General features: G+C 72.1%; 14 protein-coding genes. 7 read left to right on the top strand and 7 right to left on the bottom strand.

The features are described 5' to 3' along the window. The first annotated feature begins 157 nt into the window (after positions 1-157). Both V2J63_RS06860 and V2J63_RS06855 read left to right on the top strand, forming a co-directional pair. Positions 158-604: a DUF4383 domain-containing protein gene (locus V2J63_RS06860; RefSeq protein WP_331230271.1), complete on the top strand. Its 447-nt coding sequence runs from the start codon at positions 158-160 to the stop codon at positions 602-604. Positions 605-813: 209 nt separating this feature from the next. Further along, positions 814-1635, top strand: coding sequence for an alpha/beta fold hydrolase (locus tag V2J63_RS06855; RefSeq protein WP_331230270.1), 822 nt, complete (start codon positions 814-816; stop codon positions 1633-1635). A 55-nt stretch (positions 1636-1690) separates the two neighbouring features. Here V2J63_RS06855 and V2J63_RS06850 read toward each other — a convergent pair whose 3' ends face one another. Next, positions 1691-4597: an amidase family protein gene (locus tag V2J63_RS06850; protein WP_331230269.1), complete on the bottom strand. Its 2907-nt coding sequence runs from the start codon at positions 4595-4597 to the stop codon at positions 1691-1693. A gap of 374 nt (positions 4598-4971) precedes the next feature. Here V2J63_RS06850 and aztD point away from each other — a divergent pair, with 374 nt between their 5' ends. From aztD to V2J63_RS06835, 3 genes are all read left to right on the top strand, one after another. After that, complete coding sequence (gene aztD, locus V2J63_RS06845) at positions 4972-6363, top strand: zinc metallochaperone AztD (protein ID WP_331230268.1); 1392 nt, start codon at positions 4972-4974, stop codon at positions 6361-6363. Positions 6364-6596: 233 nt separating this feature from the next. Next, the gene (locus V2J63_RS06840) at positions 6597-6929 is read left to right on the top strand and encodes an ArsR/SmtB family transcription factor (RefSeq protein ID WP_331230267.1); all 333 of its coding nucleotides are present in this window, start codon (positions 6597-6599) and stop codon (positions 6927-6929) included. Continuing rightward, the gene (locus V2J63_RS06835; RefSeq protein WP_331230266.1) at positions 6926-7660 is read left to right on the top strand and encodes a cation efflux transmembrane domain-containing protein; all 735 of its coding nucleotides are present in this window, start codon (positions 6926-6928) and stop codon (positions 7658-7660) included. The genes V2J63_RS06840 and V2J63_RS06835 overlap by 4 nt, the downstream gene beginning before the upstream one ends. A gap of 10 nt (positions 7661-7670) precedes the next feature. Here the strand turns inward: V2J63_RS06835 and V2J63_RS06830 are convergent, their stop codons facing one another. Continuing rightward, positions 7671-8708 carry an NAD(P)/FAD-dependent oxidoreductase gene (locus tag V2J63_RS06830; RefSeq protein ID WP_331230265.1) on the bottom strand — a complete coding sequence of 346 codons (1038 nt, stop codon included), beginning with the start codon at positions 8706-8708 and terminating at the stop codon, positions 7671-7673. Positions 8709-8822: 114 nt separating this feature from the next. Here V2J63_RS06830 and V2J63_RS06825 point away from each other — a divergent pair, with 114 nt between their 5' ends. After that, positions 8823-9437 (top strand): helix-turn-helix domain-containing protein, encoded by a 615-nt coding sequence (locus V2J63_RS06825; protein WP_331230264.1) that lies wholly within the window; start codon positions 8823-8825, stop codon positions 9435-9437. Positions 9438-9569: 132 nt separating this feature from the next. On the opposite strand, the gene V2J63_RS06820 is transcribed toward V2J63_RS06825, so the two are convergent. From V2J63_RS06820 to V2J63_RS06800, 5 genes are all read right to left on the bottom strand, one after another. Beyond that, on the bottom strand, positions 9570-10286 hold the full coding sequence (locus tag V2J63_RS06820) for a ribulose-phosphate 3-epimerase (protein ID WP_331230263.1): 717 nt from the start codon (positions 10284-10286) through the stop codon (positions 9570-9572). A 16-nt stretch (positions 10287-10302) separates the two neighbouring features. Continuing rightward, positions 10303-11070 (bottom strand): 5-deoxy-glucuronate isomerase, encoded by a 768-nt coding sequence (locus V2J63_RS06815; protein ID WP_331230262.1) that lies wholly within the window; start codon positions 11068-11070, stop codon positions 10303-10305. Between the two features lie 19 nt (positions 11071-11089). Then, entirely contained in the window at positions 11090-12199 is a 1110-nt protein-coding gene (locus V2J63_RS06810) for a M24 family metallopeptidase (protein WP_331230261.1), read from the bottom strand. Between the two features lie 21 nt (positions 12200-12220). Further along, entirely contained in the window at positions 12221-13249 is a 1029-nt protein-coding gene (locus V2J63_RS06805) for a TRAP transporter substrate-binding protein (protein WP_331230260.1), read from the bottom strand. 239 nt (positions 13250-13488) lie between these two features. Beyond that, entirely contained in the window at positions 13489-14505 is a 1017-nt protein-coding gene (locus tag V2J63_RS06800) for a LacI family DNA-binding transcriptional regulator (protein WP_331230259.1), read from the bottom strand. Positions 14506-14650: 145 nt separating this feature from the next. Here V2J63_RS06800 and V2J63_RS06795 point away from each other — a divergent pair, with 145 nt between their 5' ends. Then, on the top strand, positions 14651-16009 hold the full coding sequence (locus tag V2J63_RS06795; protein ID WP_331230258.1) for a cryptochrome/photolyase family protein: 1359 nt from the start codon (positions 14651-14653) through the stop codon (positions 16007-16009). Positions 16010-16039 lie beyond the last annotated feature (30 nt).

The raw sequence follows: 16039 nt of genomic DNA, 5'->3' as shown, positions 1-16039 counted from the left end.
ACAGTGATCTCCACCTGGTGTCCGCACCTCGTGGGGCAGTCAACAATCGAAGAACCGCCGGGTTCGTCGGAATCTGCCCTTCACCCCGGCGTGCGGACAAACCGGTCATGCGCAACCCTTGATCGCACGTGCACCTCGTCACCTCTGGAGGGAAATCATGGCTCAGTCAACGGCGACGGACCGCAAGGCTCCGCACCAGTACCTCGCGCTCGTCATCGGTGTGGTCTACCTGCTGGTCGGTGTCGCTGGATTCTTCGTCACCGGCTTCGACGGGTTCACCGAGCACAACCACGACCAGACGCTCCTCGGCTTCGCGATCAACCCGCTGCACAACATCGTCCACCTCGTCATCGGCCTCGCCGGCGTCATCATGTGGTCGAAGGCGAGCAGCGCCCGCACCTATGGCTGGCTCCTTGCCATCGGCTACGGCGCCGCGGCGATCTACGGCTTCATCGTGGCCGACAACCCGGACGCCAACCTCCTCAACATCAACCAGGCGGACAACTGGCTCCACGTCGTGAGCGCCCTCGCGGGCCTCGCGATCGCCCTCTGGCCCCGCCGCGACGACGGCCGCGCGGCTGGCACGAGCACCACGCGCCGCTGAGCCGCTCCCCGCGCACGGCACGACCATCGGGCCCCGGTTCCCGCTCCACGCGAGCGGGGCCGGGGCCCGACGTTGTCCTGCACGTATGCACGATCACGCAGCCCAGGGGGCCGACGCCGTCCCACCTGGCGGCGCCACACCCCAACGCACTCCTGGACCGCCGGGCCTGGCGCGGCATCCCCGCCCCCCGGCCTATACGCTCGTGCGCCATGCCCACAACCGAGCGTCACCCCCAGCCGTGGCGCGCGCGGTGGCAGGAGCTCCACGGCGACTACGCCCTCGCGCGGACGACGACGGTCGTCGACGGCCGTCCGGTCCGCTCGCTCAGCGCCGGCGAGGTCCGCGGCCTCCCCGAGGTCGTCTTCGTGCCGGGCCTCGGCGCCCCGGGTTACATCGCGCCGTGGGCTCGCGCCGCCTCGGCGTGGACCCGCGCGACCGTGCTCGACCTCCCGGGCTGGCACCGCGGCCGGGCGCGCGCCTGCGAGCCGACGGTCCACGGCCTCGCTGCCGGGATCGTCCGCTGGCTCGAGGCGAGCGGCAAGCGCGACGTCATCCTCCTCGGCCACTCGACCGGCGCCCAGGGCGTGCTCCGGGCGGCGCTGCTCGCACCGGAGCGGCTGGCCGGCGTCGTCCTCGCCGGGCCGACCTTCGTCCCCTCCTCGCGGACCGTCCCTTCCCTCGTGGCCCGCGCGCTCACGACGCTCCCGCGCGAGGCAGGGGGCGAGCTCCCGGCCGCGGTCCCGTCGTACGTGAGCAGTGGCGGCGTGCCGCTCCTCCGCTTGCTGCTCGACGCGATGGCCGACCGCCCCGAGGACGCCGCCCCCGAGCTGCGCGCGCTCGGGATCCCGACGCTCGTCACCACCGGCTGGCGGGACGGCTTTGCTCCCGCGGCGTGGTCGCGCCACCTCGCCGAGCTCGCGGGAGCCCGCGCCGTCGTCCTCCCGGGCGCGCACAACGCGTGCTTCCCCTACCCGCGCGAGGCCGACGCGGCCCTGCGCGAGGCGGCGGAGGACTGGTTCGGCCCCGCCTGACGGCCCACGACGAAGGCGGCGCCCGTGATCACGGGCGCCGCCTCCGCCGGTCCGGCTACACCTCGCTGAGGATGGACTTCCGCTTCCTCACGCCGGTCCCGGCGAGCAGCGCGGCGCCGGTCCCTGCTGCGGCGAGCGCCGCCCAGAGCATGACGATCCCGTCGACGCCGGTGCTCGGCAGCGTGCCCGGGCCACCCGAGACCGGGCCGCCGTCGCCCGGCAGCGCGCCGCCGTCGTCGTCGCCGTCACCCTGGCCGGGCGCCGGGCCGGTCGGGGTCTCCGTGGGAACATCGGTCGGGGTCTCCGTGGGCACCTCGGTCGGGGGCTCCGTGGGCTCCTCGACCGGCGGCTCCGTCGGCTCCTCGACCGGGGGCTCGGTCGGCTCCTCCGTCGGGGGCTCCGGCTCCCACGGCACGACGGGCTGCGCCTGCGCCAGCGCCGGGAGCGGCGCGACCACCTGCGCGGGCGCGGCCGGGGCGTAGGCGAGCGCCGGGGAGATGGACGGGAGGACCCGGCCGGCCTCGACGGCGTCGAAGGCATACGCGAACCCGAGGAGCTCGGCGTCCTGGAACTCCTTGCCCTGGAGCTGGAAGCCCACCGGGTTGCCGTGGACGTTGACGCCCGCGGGGAAGACGACGGTGGGCACACCGGCGCCCGAGGACTGCGGGTCGATCCGCCCGAAGCTCGGGATGACGGAGTCGTTGAGGTGGATGTCGCTCAGCTCGGTCGCGTAGAGCACGGCGTCCACTCCGCTCGTGTCCATCCACTCCCCCAGGGCGGTGCGCCAGCCGGCGCGCCACTGCTCGAACGCGCGCTGCTCGGCGTCGCTCATCCGGCCGGTGCCGGTGTAGGGCGTGGTGTTGACGCGCGTCGGGATCCGCAGCGGGCTGCGCGTGATCTGCTCGGCGAGCGTGTACGGGTTGTCCGGGTGGGCGTCGATCCACTGCGCCCAGCCCTCGTAGCCGAGGTCACCGCCGGGCCGCGTGCCGGGTGCGGACGGGGCCGCCGGCATCTCGACGAGCGTCGCGCCGGCCGCCTCGAACTGCGCGAACCGGGCCTGGAGCGCCTCGCTCGTCTCGGGCGTGCCGAACGGGTCGATGAACGCCCCCTCGGGGATGCCGATGACCTTGCCCTCGAGGGCGTCCTCGGACAGGTACTCCATCCAGTCGTCCGGACGGTGCCCGTTGGCGACGTCGTCGAGGACGTCGTCGGGGTTGTCGACGGCGGTCGCCTCGAGGAGGAGGGCGAGGTCGTCCGTGGACTGGGTGATGAACCCGACGTAGTCCTGGATGAGCGTGAGCGGCATCGTGCCGGCGCTGCTCTGCATGCCGTCCGTGCCGCGCAGCGAGAACAGGCTCGCCGCCCCGGCCGGGCCCCACAGCGAGTCACCGGTCTGCGTGCCGATCGCGGCGGCGGCGAAGCTCGACGCGACGGCGACAGCGGACCCGCCGCTCGACCCGATCGAGCTGCGCGACGGGTCGAACGCGTTCCACACCTGGCCGTACGCGCTGGGGCTGAAGTGCCCGTCGTTGGCGAACTCGGCGAGGTTGGCCTTGCCGAGGATGATCGCGCCGGCCTCGCGCAGCTTCGCCACCTGCCACGAGTCCGCGGTGGGCTGGTAGCCGTCGAAGACGAGCGAGCCGCCGGTGGTGGGCATGTCGATCGTGTCGACGATGTCCTTGACGAGGATCGGGATGCCGAGCAGCGGCCGGTCGTCGCCGGCGGCGCGCGCGGCGTCCGCGGCCCGGGCCTGCGCGAGGGCGGTCGGGGCGACGGTGATGACGGAGTGCAGCCCGAAGGGCCCGCGGTCGTAGGCCGCGATGCGGTCGAGGTAGGCCTGGGTGATCTGCTCGGCGCTCGTCGTGCCGGCGTCCATGTCGCGGCGCAGGTCCGTGATCGTCTTGCCGACGACGTCGTACGCCACGCTGGTCCGCAGCGTCACCGGGGAGGCGACCGGGACGTCGTCCTGGATCCCGCCCGCCGGTGCGGTGCAGTCGACCGCGAGCGCGGTGAGGTCGTAGTTGGCCAGCGAGCAGACCTCGGCGCTCGTGAGGTCGCTGAAGTCGGGCGCCTCCGTCAGCGCCGCGGCGCGCTCCTGGACGGCGGCGACCTGGCTCCCCGCCGGGGGGATGGTCGCGCCGTCGGTGATCTCCGTCGTCTCCGAGAGGCCGGTGACGACGAACGTCGCCAGTGAGAGCGTCTCGCCCGGGTCGATCGTCAGGGTGTTGACGAACGCCGGGTGGTTGGCGTCGTCACCGCTCGCGGGGAGGTCGTTGATGAACGGGTCGCGCAGGAAGGTGCCCATCCGCTCGAGGGAGCCGCCGTAGCCCGGGGTGCCGACCGTCGTCGCCGAGGGGCCGTTCTGGCTGGCCGAGCCGGCGCCGTCCGTCGGGGAGTACCAGGAGACCCAGCCGTCGTCGTCGCTGATGGCGAGGTCGCCGCTGGACGTGCCGGCGATCGCGCTCTGGTTCGTCCCCGTGTCGTAGCCGAGCTGGCCGCCGAAGGCGACCGAGACGCTCACCGGGGAGCCGGTCGAGTTGGTGAAGGAGTCGAAGAAGCGGCCCGTGCTGGTCCCCCGGTCGACGTGGAGCTCGCGCTGGACCACGACGCCGTCGACGGAGACACCCTGCTCCGTCGTGAACGTGTCGAGCCCGTCGAAGGTCAGCTCGAAGCCCCGCAGGAGGATCCCGTTGAGCGGGCTGTCACCGCCCGCGACGTCGACGCGCAGGCCGCCGTAGCCCATGAGGGCCCGGCCGTCGGTGTCCATGACGCTGCCGGTGTCGATGCCCGGGCTCGCCGCGTCGTGGACGTTCCAGGCGTCACCGCCGGCGACGCTGACGGTGTTGTAGGCCAGCGCGGGTGTCGTGGCACCGGCCGCGATGGCGGTCGTGGCGAGCGCGGTGACGGCGACGCTCGCGCCGAGTCTGCGCCGGCGCGGGCGTTGCCGAGGGTCCAGGGTCATGGGTTTCTCCAGCACGGCGCGCCCGCTGAAGCGGCTGAGCGCGCGATGCGGCCAAGGGATGGTTTCCGCTTCCCCCGCAACGTATTGAGGCGGCGTTTCGCCTGGTTGTGGTGGGTGTTTCGCAGGCGTTAAGGCACCACGACACAACTCCGCCCTGACGAGGGGGTGAGGCGGAAGGGCGCGAGGCGGCGAGGCGGACGTACGGGCTTGACGATAATGGTTCTCACTATCTAGTCTCATGATCATGCCGCCCGGCGATCCCGGCGCGGCGCCTGAACTGCCTCTGCAGACCCAGCGAGCCCTCTCGGGGCTGACGAGTCCGCATCGGAGGCACCGAGATCCGTCACCGAGATAGATGAGCGAGACTCCCGACCATGCGTAGACCCACCCCTCTCCCGGCCCTCGCGGCCGTTACCCTCGCGGCCACCCTGGCCGGATGCTCCGGCGCGGGAACCACCCCGGCCGCGTCCACCGCGACGCCCACCGCCGAGGCCACCACGGCCACCGGGGACGACGACGGCGCCGCGCTCGTCGAGGTCGCCACCCTCGACCCCCGCATCGTCATGACCTACGACGGCGGCATCATGACCCTCGACACCGGCTCGGGCGAGATCCTCGACGACGTCGAGCTCCCCGGGTACCTGCGGGTCAACGCCGCGGGCGACGGGCGGCACGTCCTCATCACCACCGCCGAGGGGTTCCACGCCTACGACGGCGCCCTCCTCGCCGAGGCGCACGGCGACCACGCGCACTACCGTGCGGGCGACCCGCGCCTGACCGACCTCGTCCTCCCGGCCGAGGAGGCCGGGCACGTCGTCGTCCACGCCGGCCGGACGGCTCTGTTCGCGGACGGCACGGGCGAGGTGCAGGTCCTCGACCCGACCGAGCTCGCCGACGGCGAGCCGCACGTCGACACGTGGACGGCCCCGGACGCAGCCCACCACGGCGTCGCCGTCGCGCTGAGCGACGGCACGCTCTTCTCGAGCGCGGGCGACGACGACGGCCGCTACGGCGCCGTCGTCCTCGACGCCGACGGCAACGAGATCACCGGCTCGGACGACTGCCCCGGCCTGCACGGCGAGGCGGTCGCCGCCGGTGAGGCCGTCGTCGTCGGCTGCGAGAACGGCCCGCTCCTGCTCTCCGGCGGCGCGTTCTCCAAGGTGCCGGTCGAGGACGCCTACGCCCGCTCGGGCAACCTCGTCGGCCACGAGACCTCCGCCGTCGTCCTCGGGGACTACAAGACCGACCCGGAGGCGGACCTCGAGCGCCCGGAGCGCATCGCCCTCATCGACACCGCGACCGGCACGCTCCGGCTCGTCGACCTCGGCGCGAGCTACAGCTTCCGCTCCCTCGCCCGCGGCCCCCAGGGCGAGGCGTTCGTCCTCGCCACGGACGGCACGCTGCGGGTCATCAACCCCGACACCGGTGAGGAGCTCGCCCGCGCGCTCATCGTCGCGCCCTGGGAGGAGCCGCTCGAGTGGCAGCAGCCCCGCCCCGCCCTCCACGTGGCGGACTCGATCGCCTACGTCACCGAGCCGGCGACGAACCAGCTCCACGCCGTCAGCCTCTCCACCGGCGAGGTCATGCGCAGCTACGACCTGCCGCACACGCCGGACGAGATCACGTCCGTCACCGGCTCCCCGCCGCCCGCCATCGAGGCCGGCGCCCCGGGCACCGAGGACGCCCACGAGGAGGAGGGCGAGGACCACGACCACGAGGGCGAGGACCAGGGCCACGACCACGAGGGCGAGACCCACGACCACTGACCTCGCTCCGGCCCCACCACCGGGACCGGCCAGCAGCCAGCACCGACGAGCGCCCTCCCCGTGCCCGCGCGGACGCCCCCAGCGTCCCCGCCAGCACCGGGAGGGCGCCGCCGTTTCGCCTGAGCACCTCCACTGCTCGGGGGCCACGTGCGAGCCGGCCGCCATCGTGCGGCCCGGACGCGATCGTCTCGGCGCGCCGCCATCAGTACACGGACCCGTGTACTGTCGTCGCCATGAGCACGGTCACCCTCGCCCACGCCACCGCGCTCGCGCGCCTCGGGTACGCCCTGTCGGACCAGACGCGGACCCGCATCCTGCTCGAGCTGCGCGCGGCGCCGGCGTGCCCGTCGGACCTCGCGGAGGCGCTCGGCGTGTCCCGGCAGGTGATGTCGAACCAGCTCGCCTGCCTGCGCGGGTGCGGCCTCGTCGACTCCGTCCCGGACGGCCGCCGCACCTGGTACCGCCTCGCCGGGGACGCGCTCGCGCCGGCGCTGGACGGCCTCCTCGACCTTGCCGTCGCCGTCGACGCGTCGTGCTGCGGCCCGGAGGGGTGCGCCTGCTCATGAGCCTCGCCACCACCCCCGGTTCCGGCGTGCTGACCAGCGCCCGCCGCGCCGTCCTCGCGCGACGCATCCGGTGGATCGTCGCCGCGACGATCACCTACAACGTCGTCGAGGCCGTCGTCGCCATCACGGCCGGCCGGATCGCCTCGTCAGCGGCGCTCGTCGGGTTCGGACTCGACTCCCTCGTCGAGGTGCTCTCCGCCGCCGCGGTGGCGTGGCAGTTCTCGGCAGCGGATCCCGAGCGGCGCGAGCGCACGGCGATGCGACTCATCGCCGTCTCCTTCTTCGGCCTGGCCGTCTTCGTCAGCCTCGACGCCGTCCGGTCGCTCCTCACCGACGCCGCGCCCGAGCACTCCACCGTCGGGATCACGCTCGCCGCGGTGAGCCTCGCGGTCATGCCGTTCCTGTCGTGGTTCGAGCGGCGCACCGGCCGCGAGCTCGGCTCCGCCTCGGCCGTGGCGGACTCCAAGCAGACGCTCCTGTGCACCTACCTCTCCGCCGTGCTCCTCGTCGGCCTGGTCCTCAACTCCACCCTCGGATGGACCTGGGCCGACCCGCTCGCGGCGCTCATCATCGCCGCCGTCGCGGTCAAGGAGGGCCTGGAGGCCTGGCGCGGCGACGACTGCTGCGCTTCCCCGGTCGCCCTGCTCGCGTCGAGCACTGACGCCGCTGGCGCCGACGACGCCGGGTGCGCGTGCGCGTGCGGCGGCTCCGACGACGCGAGCCGGGTCTAGGCAGCGGCGCTCAGCGGACGACGGCGCCTGCCGCGCGAGTCGCGACGGCGCGCTCGGTGTCCTCGGTGGCGAGCTCGCCGTTGATGACCGCCCCCGCCATCATCCCGGCGGCCGCGGAGACGATGACCTGCGCCATGGGGTTCGTGACGTTCCCGGCGACGTAGACGCCGGGCACCGCCGTCGCGCCCATCGGGTTGAGCGCCGGCACGGCCTCGCCGATGACGACGTCGTCGAAGCGCAGCTCGGCCGGCTCGAGGCCGAGCGTGCCAAGGAAGTCGGCGCGGGCGTGGAGCGTCGTCGCGACGGCGACCGCGTGCCGCTCGACCACCTCGCCGCTCGCGAGGCGCACCCCCGTGAGGTGCCGCCCGCCGTCGGCCTCGTCGCCGTCGATGACGCCGGCGCCGTCGGCCGCCTCGACCCCCGCGACCTCACCGACGACGAGCCGGATCCCGCGCGCGTCGAGCTGGGCCCGCTGCTCCGCCGTCGGCTCCTGCGCGGTGTGCTGGAAGAGGACGAGGTCGTCGGTCCACTGCCGCCACAGCAGCGCCTGGTGCATGGCCATGCCGATGTCCGTCGCGACGATCCCGACGGCGCGGTCGCGCACCTCCCACCCGTGGCAGTACGGGCAGTGGAGCACGCTGCGGCCCCAGAGCTCGGCCAGCCCGGCCACGTCCGGGAGCTCGTCGACGACGCCGGTCGTCACGAGCAGCCGGCGCGCGCGGACGGACCCGCCGTCGGCGGTGGTGACGGCGAACAGCCCGTCGTCGTCGCGCGTCGCCGCGGTGACGGCCCCGGGGACGATGCGCCCGCCGTAGCGCGCGACCTCCTCGCGGCCGATGCCGTCGAGCTCGCCGGGCGGCGTGCCCTCACGCCCGAGGTAGTTGTGCACCCCGGCCGACGGCGCGTTGCGCGCCTCGCCGGAGTCGATGACGAGGACGGAGCGCCGGGCCCGCGCGAGGGTGAGCGCCCCGCTCAGCCCGGCGACACCTCCGCCGATGACGACGACGTCGTAGGTCCTGCTTCCGTCCAGTGCGTGCGCTCCGCTCATGGCCCGTCTCCTCTGCCTCACCCTGCCGCCGGGCACCGCGCCCGGCTGCCCCGAGTGTGCGCCGGGACGAGCCGCAGCAGCAACCGCCTTTGCCACTATGGCAAACTAGGAGCCATGACCGACGACGAGAGCGCATCCGCCGGAAGTGATGCGGACGCCATGCTCGCGGGCGTCGGCCCGCGGCTGCGCGCCCTGCGGACCGACCGCGAGCTCACGCTGTCCGAGCTCTCCACGGCGACGGGCATCTCGGTGAGCACCCTGTCGCGCCTGGAGTCGGGCGGGCGGCGCCCCACGCTCGAGCTGCTGCTCCCCCTCGCCCGCACGTACGCCGTGCCGATCGACGAGCTCGTCGACGCCCCGCCCACGGGAGACCCGCGCGTGCACCTGCGCCCCGAGCGCCACGGCGACCGCACCGTCATCCCGCTCACGGAGCGCGCCGGAGGCGGCCTGCGTGCGTACAAGTACATCCTCCACGCCACCGACTCCCCGCCCGAGCCGTCGCCGCGCTCGCACGAGGGGTACGAGTGGCTCTACGTCCTCAGCGGGCGGCTGCGGATGGTGCTCGGCGACCGCGAGCTCGTCCTCGACGCCGGCGAGGCCGTCGAGTTCAACACCCGCCTGCCGCACTGGATCGGCCACGCCGACACCGAGCCGGTCGAGTTCCTCGCGCTCTTCGGCCCCCAGGGGCAGCAGGCGCACGTCCGCGCCCGCCCCAAGCGCGCGGAGTAATCGGACCGGTTGCCGGTAGCGATTACTCCCGCGAGAGTGCCGACGGCGGCGCACCTGAGGTGCGCCGCCGTCGACGTACAGCGTCCCGACCGCGCGTCTGACCGGCGCCGCAGGGGGCGGAGGTGCGCGACGCTAGTCCGTCGTCCGACGCAACGCCGCGAGGTGCTCCGAACTGGCGGGATAGCCGGCACGAGCCATCCTGGAGTCGAACTCCGCCATCCCACGCTCACGGCTGAGCTCGGGGTCGTAGACGGTGAAGACTCCGGTGACGAAGATCTCGGCTCCGCGCCGCGCGCCCTCCTCCGCCACGTCATAGGTGACGCCGCCGTCGATCTGGATGAGGGCGGAGGACCCCGTCGCTTCACGGAGGCTGGCGAGCGTGTCGAGTCGGTCGAGTGACCCGTCGAGGAACGTCTGGCCCGCAAAGCCCGGTTCGACGGACATGAGGACGACGTAGTCGGCGTAGCGCAGCACCGGCTCGACGACGGCGACGTCCTGCGACGGGTTGATCGCTACCCCGGCGCGCATGCCCGCGGCCTGGATCGTGGACAGCGTCCTGCGGACGAACCGCGTGGCGTCGATGGGGAAGCTCATCGCGTCGCAGCCCGCGACGCGCAGCGGCTCGATGTAGTCCTCGACGGTGTCCACCATGAGGTGAGCGTCGACGACCAGGTCCGGATATCTGTCCTTGATCGCGGCGACGGCGGAGACGGGGAAGCACAGGTTCGGTACGTAGTGCCCGTCCATGACATCGACATGGACCGTGCGGCACCCCCCACGCACGAGTGCGTCGAGGTCTTCCCCGAGGTCAAGGAGGTTTGAGTTGGCCAGCGAAGGTGCGTTGATCAATGGTCTGCCCTGTCAGTCAGTCGAACGTCTCGCCGTACTCGGGCTGGATCGTCAGGTCCATGAAGTTGCGATCCTCCTTCTGCCGAGAGGCCATGAAGTAGATGTAGGACATGCCTCCGGCAGGGCTGCCGACGCTGGGGTGGTAGCCCCCGGGCACCGAGACGAGATGCCCCTCCCGAACGAGGGAGACGCTCATCGGGTCATCCATGCCTTCCCCTCTCTCGTAGACGAGCTGGACGCCGAACGACCCGTGGAGACCGAAGTAGACGTAGGTTTCCTCACGCTTGGCGCCGTGCTCGTGCGGCGGCCACGCCGTCCACCCGCCTGGCTCCCCGACCGACTGCCCGCAGAGCACGCGCTGGGAGTCGAAATCTCCATCGATGAAGTCCCACACGTCCCGCTGGCTGCCGATCGCCGGATCACCGTAGGTGTGGTGACGGCCGGAGTCTGCGTCAACCTCCGCGAAAGGGATGTGGACGAAGGCGGTGTCCCGGTCGCAAGGCACCCAGAAGCACATGACGGTCGCCCCGTCGGCCGAGGTCAGAGAAACCTCGCTGCGGGCGGGCACGTAGATCATGTCGCGATAGGTCGCGTCGCCCTGGTCGCCCTCGTGGTGCCAGCTGAGGTCGCCCTGGATGACGACGACGACGAGCTCCTCGTCCTGCGTGGTGACCGCCGTCCTGTCTCGTACCTCCAGCCGCTGGACCGAGGTGAGCTCCTGTCCTATCTCGGCCGGGCTGCGCCGGGTGGCGAGCTGATCGGGTAGCAGGTGCACGCTCTTCATCACAATGCCTTTCGTCGGTTCAGATCTCGAGGACGGCGGGGCGGGTCACGCCTCCGACGTCATGCGCGGGCCAGCCCTCGCCGGGCTGGCCTAGGGGGTGGGCACCGGAGGCTGACACCAGTGCGACGTCCTCGACCTTCCATCCGGAAGCTGAGGGATTCCATGCCACGACCATGTCCTCCTGGAGCACGGGGTCGTCAGTGCCGCCAGCGATGACTTCTCGCGGTGCGAAGCCGGCGATCCCGCCCTGGTGGTGCTCGCGCCAGGTCTCGGCGGGGAAGCCGTGCGTGCGGTACGCCGCCTTCCCCGCGTCGAGGGCCGCGCCGAGTCGGGCACCGGGCGTGCTGCTGCGCAGGAGGACGGCCTCAACCTCTTGGAGACGCCGATACTCGTCCGCCTCCCGCGCAGTCAACCCGTCGAAGGTGCCATAGCGGGTCACGCTGGTGACCACACCCGCCCCCCGTGCACCGACCGAGACCATGAACCGGCCGCCGATGGGCACGTCGCGGGGCAGCGGATGCTTGAAGCGGTCCAGGTCGGTACCCGACCCCACCAGCACGACGAGCGGTTCCAGCCCGTCACGGACCAGGGCCTCGACGGTCTCCGCAGCGAGAGCCCTCTCCGTCATGCCGACTCTGGCGCGCCTCGCCGTCGCCTCCACGATCCGCGTCACGCGCGCGGTGACGGCGGCGAGCTCCAGCTTCTGAGGCGCGACGAGCGCTCGGCGGACACGAGCAATGTCCTCCGCGATGCTCCGCACCCCGGCAGCCGGCATGTCGGACCCGAGTCGGCCGTCAGTGTCGATCACCGACCACGGACCCTCGTTCCACTCGTGCGTGAGGACACCCATCTCCCCGGAGTAGGCCACCTCGGCCAGCTCGACCTCGACCAGGCGCGCCGCCTCGTTGCGGGGGGTGACGACATGCACCGCGGGTAGGCCGCCCGACCGGGCGTCGAGGTGGACGGCAAAGCACGGCTTGTCCGAGCCCATGCGGACGCTCCAGCGCACCCCGAGGAGCCAGGACAACGACAGCGGGTCCGCCAGCAGCAACCGGTCCAGCCCGGCCGCTGCCGCCGTCTCTGACAGGCGCCGGGCCTGCTCGTCGATGTCTCGCCTCACTGCAGCCACGGGCGGCACCGCCGTCCGTGGTCAGGCTCGGTCACGGATTGCCTCGAACAGCTCACGCTGCGTCTCGGTCTCCAGGGCGTCGTCCACGACGGGCTGCAGGACCTCCCGGAAGGCCTCCGCATCGACCTCGTTGTACTGAGCCCCCGCGGCAGTGGTCTCCTCGATCGCTGCGGCCACCTGCTCCTGCCAGATGGACATGAAGGTCTCCACAGAAGCCGCGAACTCCTCCTCGACAACCGCCCGGTCCTCCTCGGAGAAGGATGCGAGGAGCTCTGAGTTGACGACGAGGAAGTCCGCTCCGATGAGGTGGTTCGTGTAGGAGAAGTACGGCGCGGTCTCGTAGTGCCGCTGCGTGAGGTAGGACGGCGCGTTGTTCTCCGCTGCGTCGATCACGCCACCCTGCAGAGCGGTGTAGACCTCGGAGAACGGCATCGGTGTGGGCGTTCCTCCCATCGCTTGGATCATCGCGATGTGCAGCGGGCTCTCCTGCACGCGAACCTTCAGGCCGGCAAGGTCCTCAGGCGTCTCGATCGGTCCGCGCGAGTTGTACACCGAGCGCGCGCCCTGCGTGTACGCACCCAGCACCGTCAACGACTGACTGTCCGCGAGGGACGAGTACAGCTCGCCCACGATCTCCATGTCGTTGATAGTCGCCATCTGGTGCTCCTCCGAGTCGAAGACCAGCGGCATGTCGAGCACCATGAAGTCTTCGTTGAGGTTCACCATCTGCGGGGCGGAGATGCTAGCCATCCCGACGGACCCGTCCCCGACCAGCTGGACGCTCTCCTGCTGCTCACCGAGCACAGCGTTGGGGAACACCCGGATGTTCACTCGCCCCTCGGTGCGCTCGGCAACGTTCTCGGCGAACTCGCTCAGCGCGAGGAAGTTGGGGTGGTCCTCGGTCTGGTTGAGCGACAGGGGAATCTCCCTGCCGTCTCCGGTGCCGCTCGCACCATCCGCCGGCTCGTCCGAGGGGCCGCCACAAGCGGCCAGCAGCAGGGAGGCCACACCGAGGGCACCAGCCCAGCGGATCGTCTTCGTCGCAGTCATCGTAAATCCTCTCCATTGAGTTTCTAGAACTTGCTCTGTTGCGGGGTGAAACATCTACGTGCCCGGAAGGCCGCACAGGCTCCCCGGCAAAGTCGCGAACCGTAGGGGCCGGCGGGCTATACCGACGTGATACCGGTTTCCTACTGCCGTCGTTGGCCCACATCGACCATGCCGTCTCCCGTCGTTGGCGTACTGGTGGGCTTAGATCCGGCTTCCGCTCTACAGCTGTCGGCAGGCGGTCAGGCGGTCAGGCATCCGCAGGTGCGTCTGCGAACGAGTTCGGTGGAGAGGGTGATGGCTTGGGGCTCCGGCGCCGACTGCACCGGCGCCCATCGGTCGCGGATTCGCTCCACCACGCGCTCTGCGGCCATCCGTCCCACCTCTCGGGTCTTTCCGTCGACCGTCGTCAGGTCGATCCCCGGCATCCGTGACACCCACACGTTGTCGAACCCAACGACGGCGAGGTCCTCCGGAACCCGCCGCCCGATGCTGGCGCAGTAGCTAAGAACGCCCATCGCTATCAGGTCGTTGGCGGCGAAGACAGCGGTCACGCCCGGGGATGCGAGGAGCTCCTCCGCGGCGCGCGCACCACCTTCAACGGTGGCGGACTCAGCCTGGACGACGACCGGCGTCGCGTTCCGACCCGCGCCGTGTTCGTGGCAGGAGGCCCGGAACGCCTCGGCGCGATTGCGGAAGGTGGCGACGCCGGCCGGTCCCGCGATGTGCCCTATGCGCTCGTGACCGTGCTCGAGCAGGTGCTCCATCGCCGCGTGCGTACCGCCCATGTCGTCTGCCATGACCGTGTCCGTCATGAGGCTGGAGGCGGGGCGGGACGCGAGGACGACGTCCAGGCCGGACTCGACCAGGCGCTCCACGACCCCGTCCTCTACCTGTTGTGAGGCCAGCACGATGCCGTCCACCTGCCGCTGACGGAGAGAGCTGACGATGCGCTCTTCACGCTCCAGACTCCCCTCCGTGCTGCCCAGGATCACGGTGAACCCCTCGGCGCCGGCCACGTCTTCGATGCCTGCGATGAGACCCGGATAGAACGGGTTCGTGATGCTCGGAACGATGACGCCGATCGTGTAGGACCGGCTGTTGGACAGGCTGCGCGCGACGGCATTGGGCTCATAGCCGAGTCGCTCGATGGCTGAGGCGATGCGCTCGCGAGTCGACTCCGCGACGTAATAGTTTCGCGAGCCGTCGGCCAGGTACTTCGACACCGTGGCGCGCGCGACGCCGGCCTCGGCGGCCACATCGCTGATGGTCGCTTGCGGCCGAGCCCGCTTCGCGGTTGCTTTAGGAACCCGGTTTCCCACGCCGCGATGTTGGCACGCCGACTGCGCGTGTGTCAACGGTCACAACGCGCGTGACGCCACCCGCTTCCGGATGATGGCGGGCATGACTGCGCTGCTGTGGCTCCGGCGGGACCTCCGCCTGTCCGACCTGCCGGCGCTCCTCGCGGCGCACGAGGCCGGCGGCGACGTCCTCCCGGTCTTCGTCGCCGACCCGACGCTCCTCGCCTCCGCGGGGACGGTCCGCCGCGCCCACCTGGCGGCGGCCGTCGCCGACCTCGCGACGGCGTACGACGGCGCGCTCGTCGTCCGCGTGGGCGACCCGGAGACCGAGATCCCCCGGCTCGTCCGCGAGGTCGGGGCCTCGAGCGTGCACGTCAGCCGGGAGAGCACGCCGTACGGACGTCGCCGGGACCACCGCGTCGAGCTCGCCCTGGGCGACGTGCCCCTCGTGGCGACCGGCACGCCCTACGCCGTCGGACCCGGGCTCGTGCGCAAGGCCGACGGCGAGCCCTTCAAGGTGTTCACGCCGTTCTCGCGCGCCTGGCACGAGCACGGCTGGCCGGCCCCGGCCACGGTCCCCGCCGGCCTCACCTGGCACCGGCCGGTCGAGTCGACGCCGCTGCCCTGGGGCGACGAGCCGGCTACGCCGACCATCGCCATCGGTGAGGGTGCGGCCCGCGCGCGGTGGGAGGAGTTCCTCGAGGACGACCTCGCCGGCTACGGCAGCAACCGGGACCGCCCTGACCTCAACGCCACGTCGCAGATGTCGGTCCACCTCAAGTACGGCACGATCCACCCGCGCACGATGTTGGCGGACGTCGCCGCCCATCCGGCCGGGCGCTCCGACGGCGCCCGTCGGTTCGTCACCGAGCTGTGCTGGCGGGAGTTCTACGCCGACGTCCTGTGGCACCGGCCGAAGTCCGCCTGGGGCGACCTGCGCGCGGACCTGAGCGCCATGGCGTACGACGACCCGGCCGGTTCCGCGGCGGAGCGGGTGAGGGCGTGGGAGGAGGGCCGCACGGGCTACCCGTTCGTCGACGCGGGCATGCGCCAGCTCCTCACCGAGGGGTGGATGCACAACCGGGTGCGGATGGTCGTCGCGAGCTTCCTCGTCAAGGACCTGCACGTCTGGTGGCAGCACGGGGCGCGGTACTTCCTCGACCACCTCCGCGACGGCGACCTCGCCTCGAACAACCATGGCTGGCAGTGGGTGGCGGGCACCGGCACGGACGCCGCGCCCTACTTCCGCGTCTTCAATCCCGTCGCCCAGGGCGAGCGGTACGACCCTCACGGCGACTACGTCCGCCGGTACGTCCCGGAGCTCGCCCGCATCCCCGGCGCCGCGGTGCACCAGCCTTGGCGTATCCCGGGCGGCCTGGCTCACGGGTATCCCGAGCGCATCGTCGACCACGCGGCCGAGCGGGCCGAGGCGCTGCGCCGCTACGAGGACGCCAAGACGTAGCGGGCGGCCCTGGCGGAGGAGCCGCGGGCG

The sequence above is a fragment of the Georgenia wangjunii genome, assembly GCF_036421975.1.
Classification (GTDB): Bacteria; Actinomycetota; Actinomycetes; order Actinomycetales; family Actinomycetaceae; genus Georgenia_A; species Georgenia_A wangjunii.
This window is presented reverse-complemented; position numbering and strand designations above follow the sequence as displayed.

Excerpts from the sequence above, each read along its gene's own strand:
- V2J63_RS06815 (WP_331230262.1), bottom strand. The coding sequence starts at position 11,070 with ATGAAGAGCGTGCACCTGCTACCCGATCAGCTCGCCACCCGGCGCAGC.
- V2J63_RS06840 (WP_331230267.1), top strand. The coding sequence starts at position 6,597 with ATGAGCACGGTCACCCTCGCCCACGCCACCGCGCTCGCGCGCCTCGGG.
- V2J63_RS06825 (WP_331230264.1), top strand. The coding sequence starts at position 8,823 with ATGACCGACGACGAGAGCGCATCCGCCGGAAGTGATGCGGACGCCATG.
- aztD (WP_331230268.1), top strand. The coding sequence starts at position 4,972 with ATGCGTAGACCCACCCCTCTCCCGGCCCTCGCGGCCGTTACCCTCGCG.
- V2J63_RS06805 (WP_331230260.1), bottom strand. The coding sequence starts at position 13,249 with ATGACTGCGACGAAGACGATCCGCTGGGCTGGTGCCCTCGGTGTGGCC.
- V2J63_RS06855 (WP_331230270.1), top strand. The coding sequence starts at position 814 with ATGCCCACAACCGAGCGTCACCCCCAGCCGTGGCGCGCGCGGTGGCAG.
- V2J63_RS06830 (WP_331230265.1), bottom strand. The coding sequence starts at position 8,708 with ATGAGCGGAGCGCACGCACTGGACGGAAGCAGGACCTACGACGTCGTC.
- V2J63_RS06850 (WP_331230269.1), bottom strand. The coding sequence starts at position 4,597 with ATGACCCTGGACCCTCGGCAACGCCCGCGCCGGCGCAGACTCGGCGCG.
- V2J63_RS06835 (WP_331230266.1), top strand. The coding sequence starts at position 6,926 with ATGAGCCTCGCCACCACCCCCGGTTCCGGCGTGCTGACCAGCGCCCGC.
- V2J63_RS06860 (WP_331230271.1), top strand. The coding sequence starts at position 158 with ATGGCTCAGTCAACGGCGACGGACCGCAAGGCTCCGCACCAGTACCTC.
- V2J63_RS06795 (WP_331230258.1), top strand. The coding sequence starts at position 14,651 with ATGACTGCGCTGCTGTGGCTCCGGCGGGACCTCCGCCTGTCCGACCTG.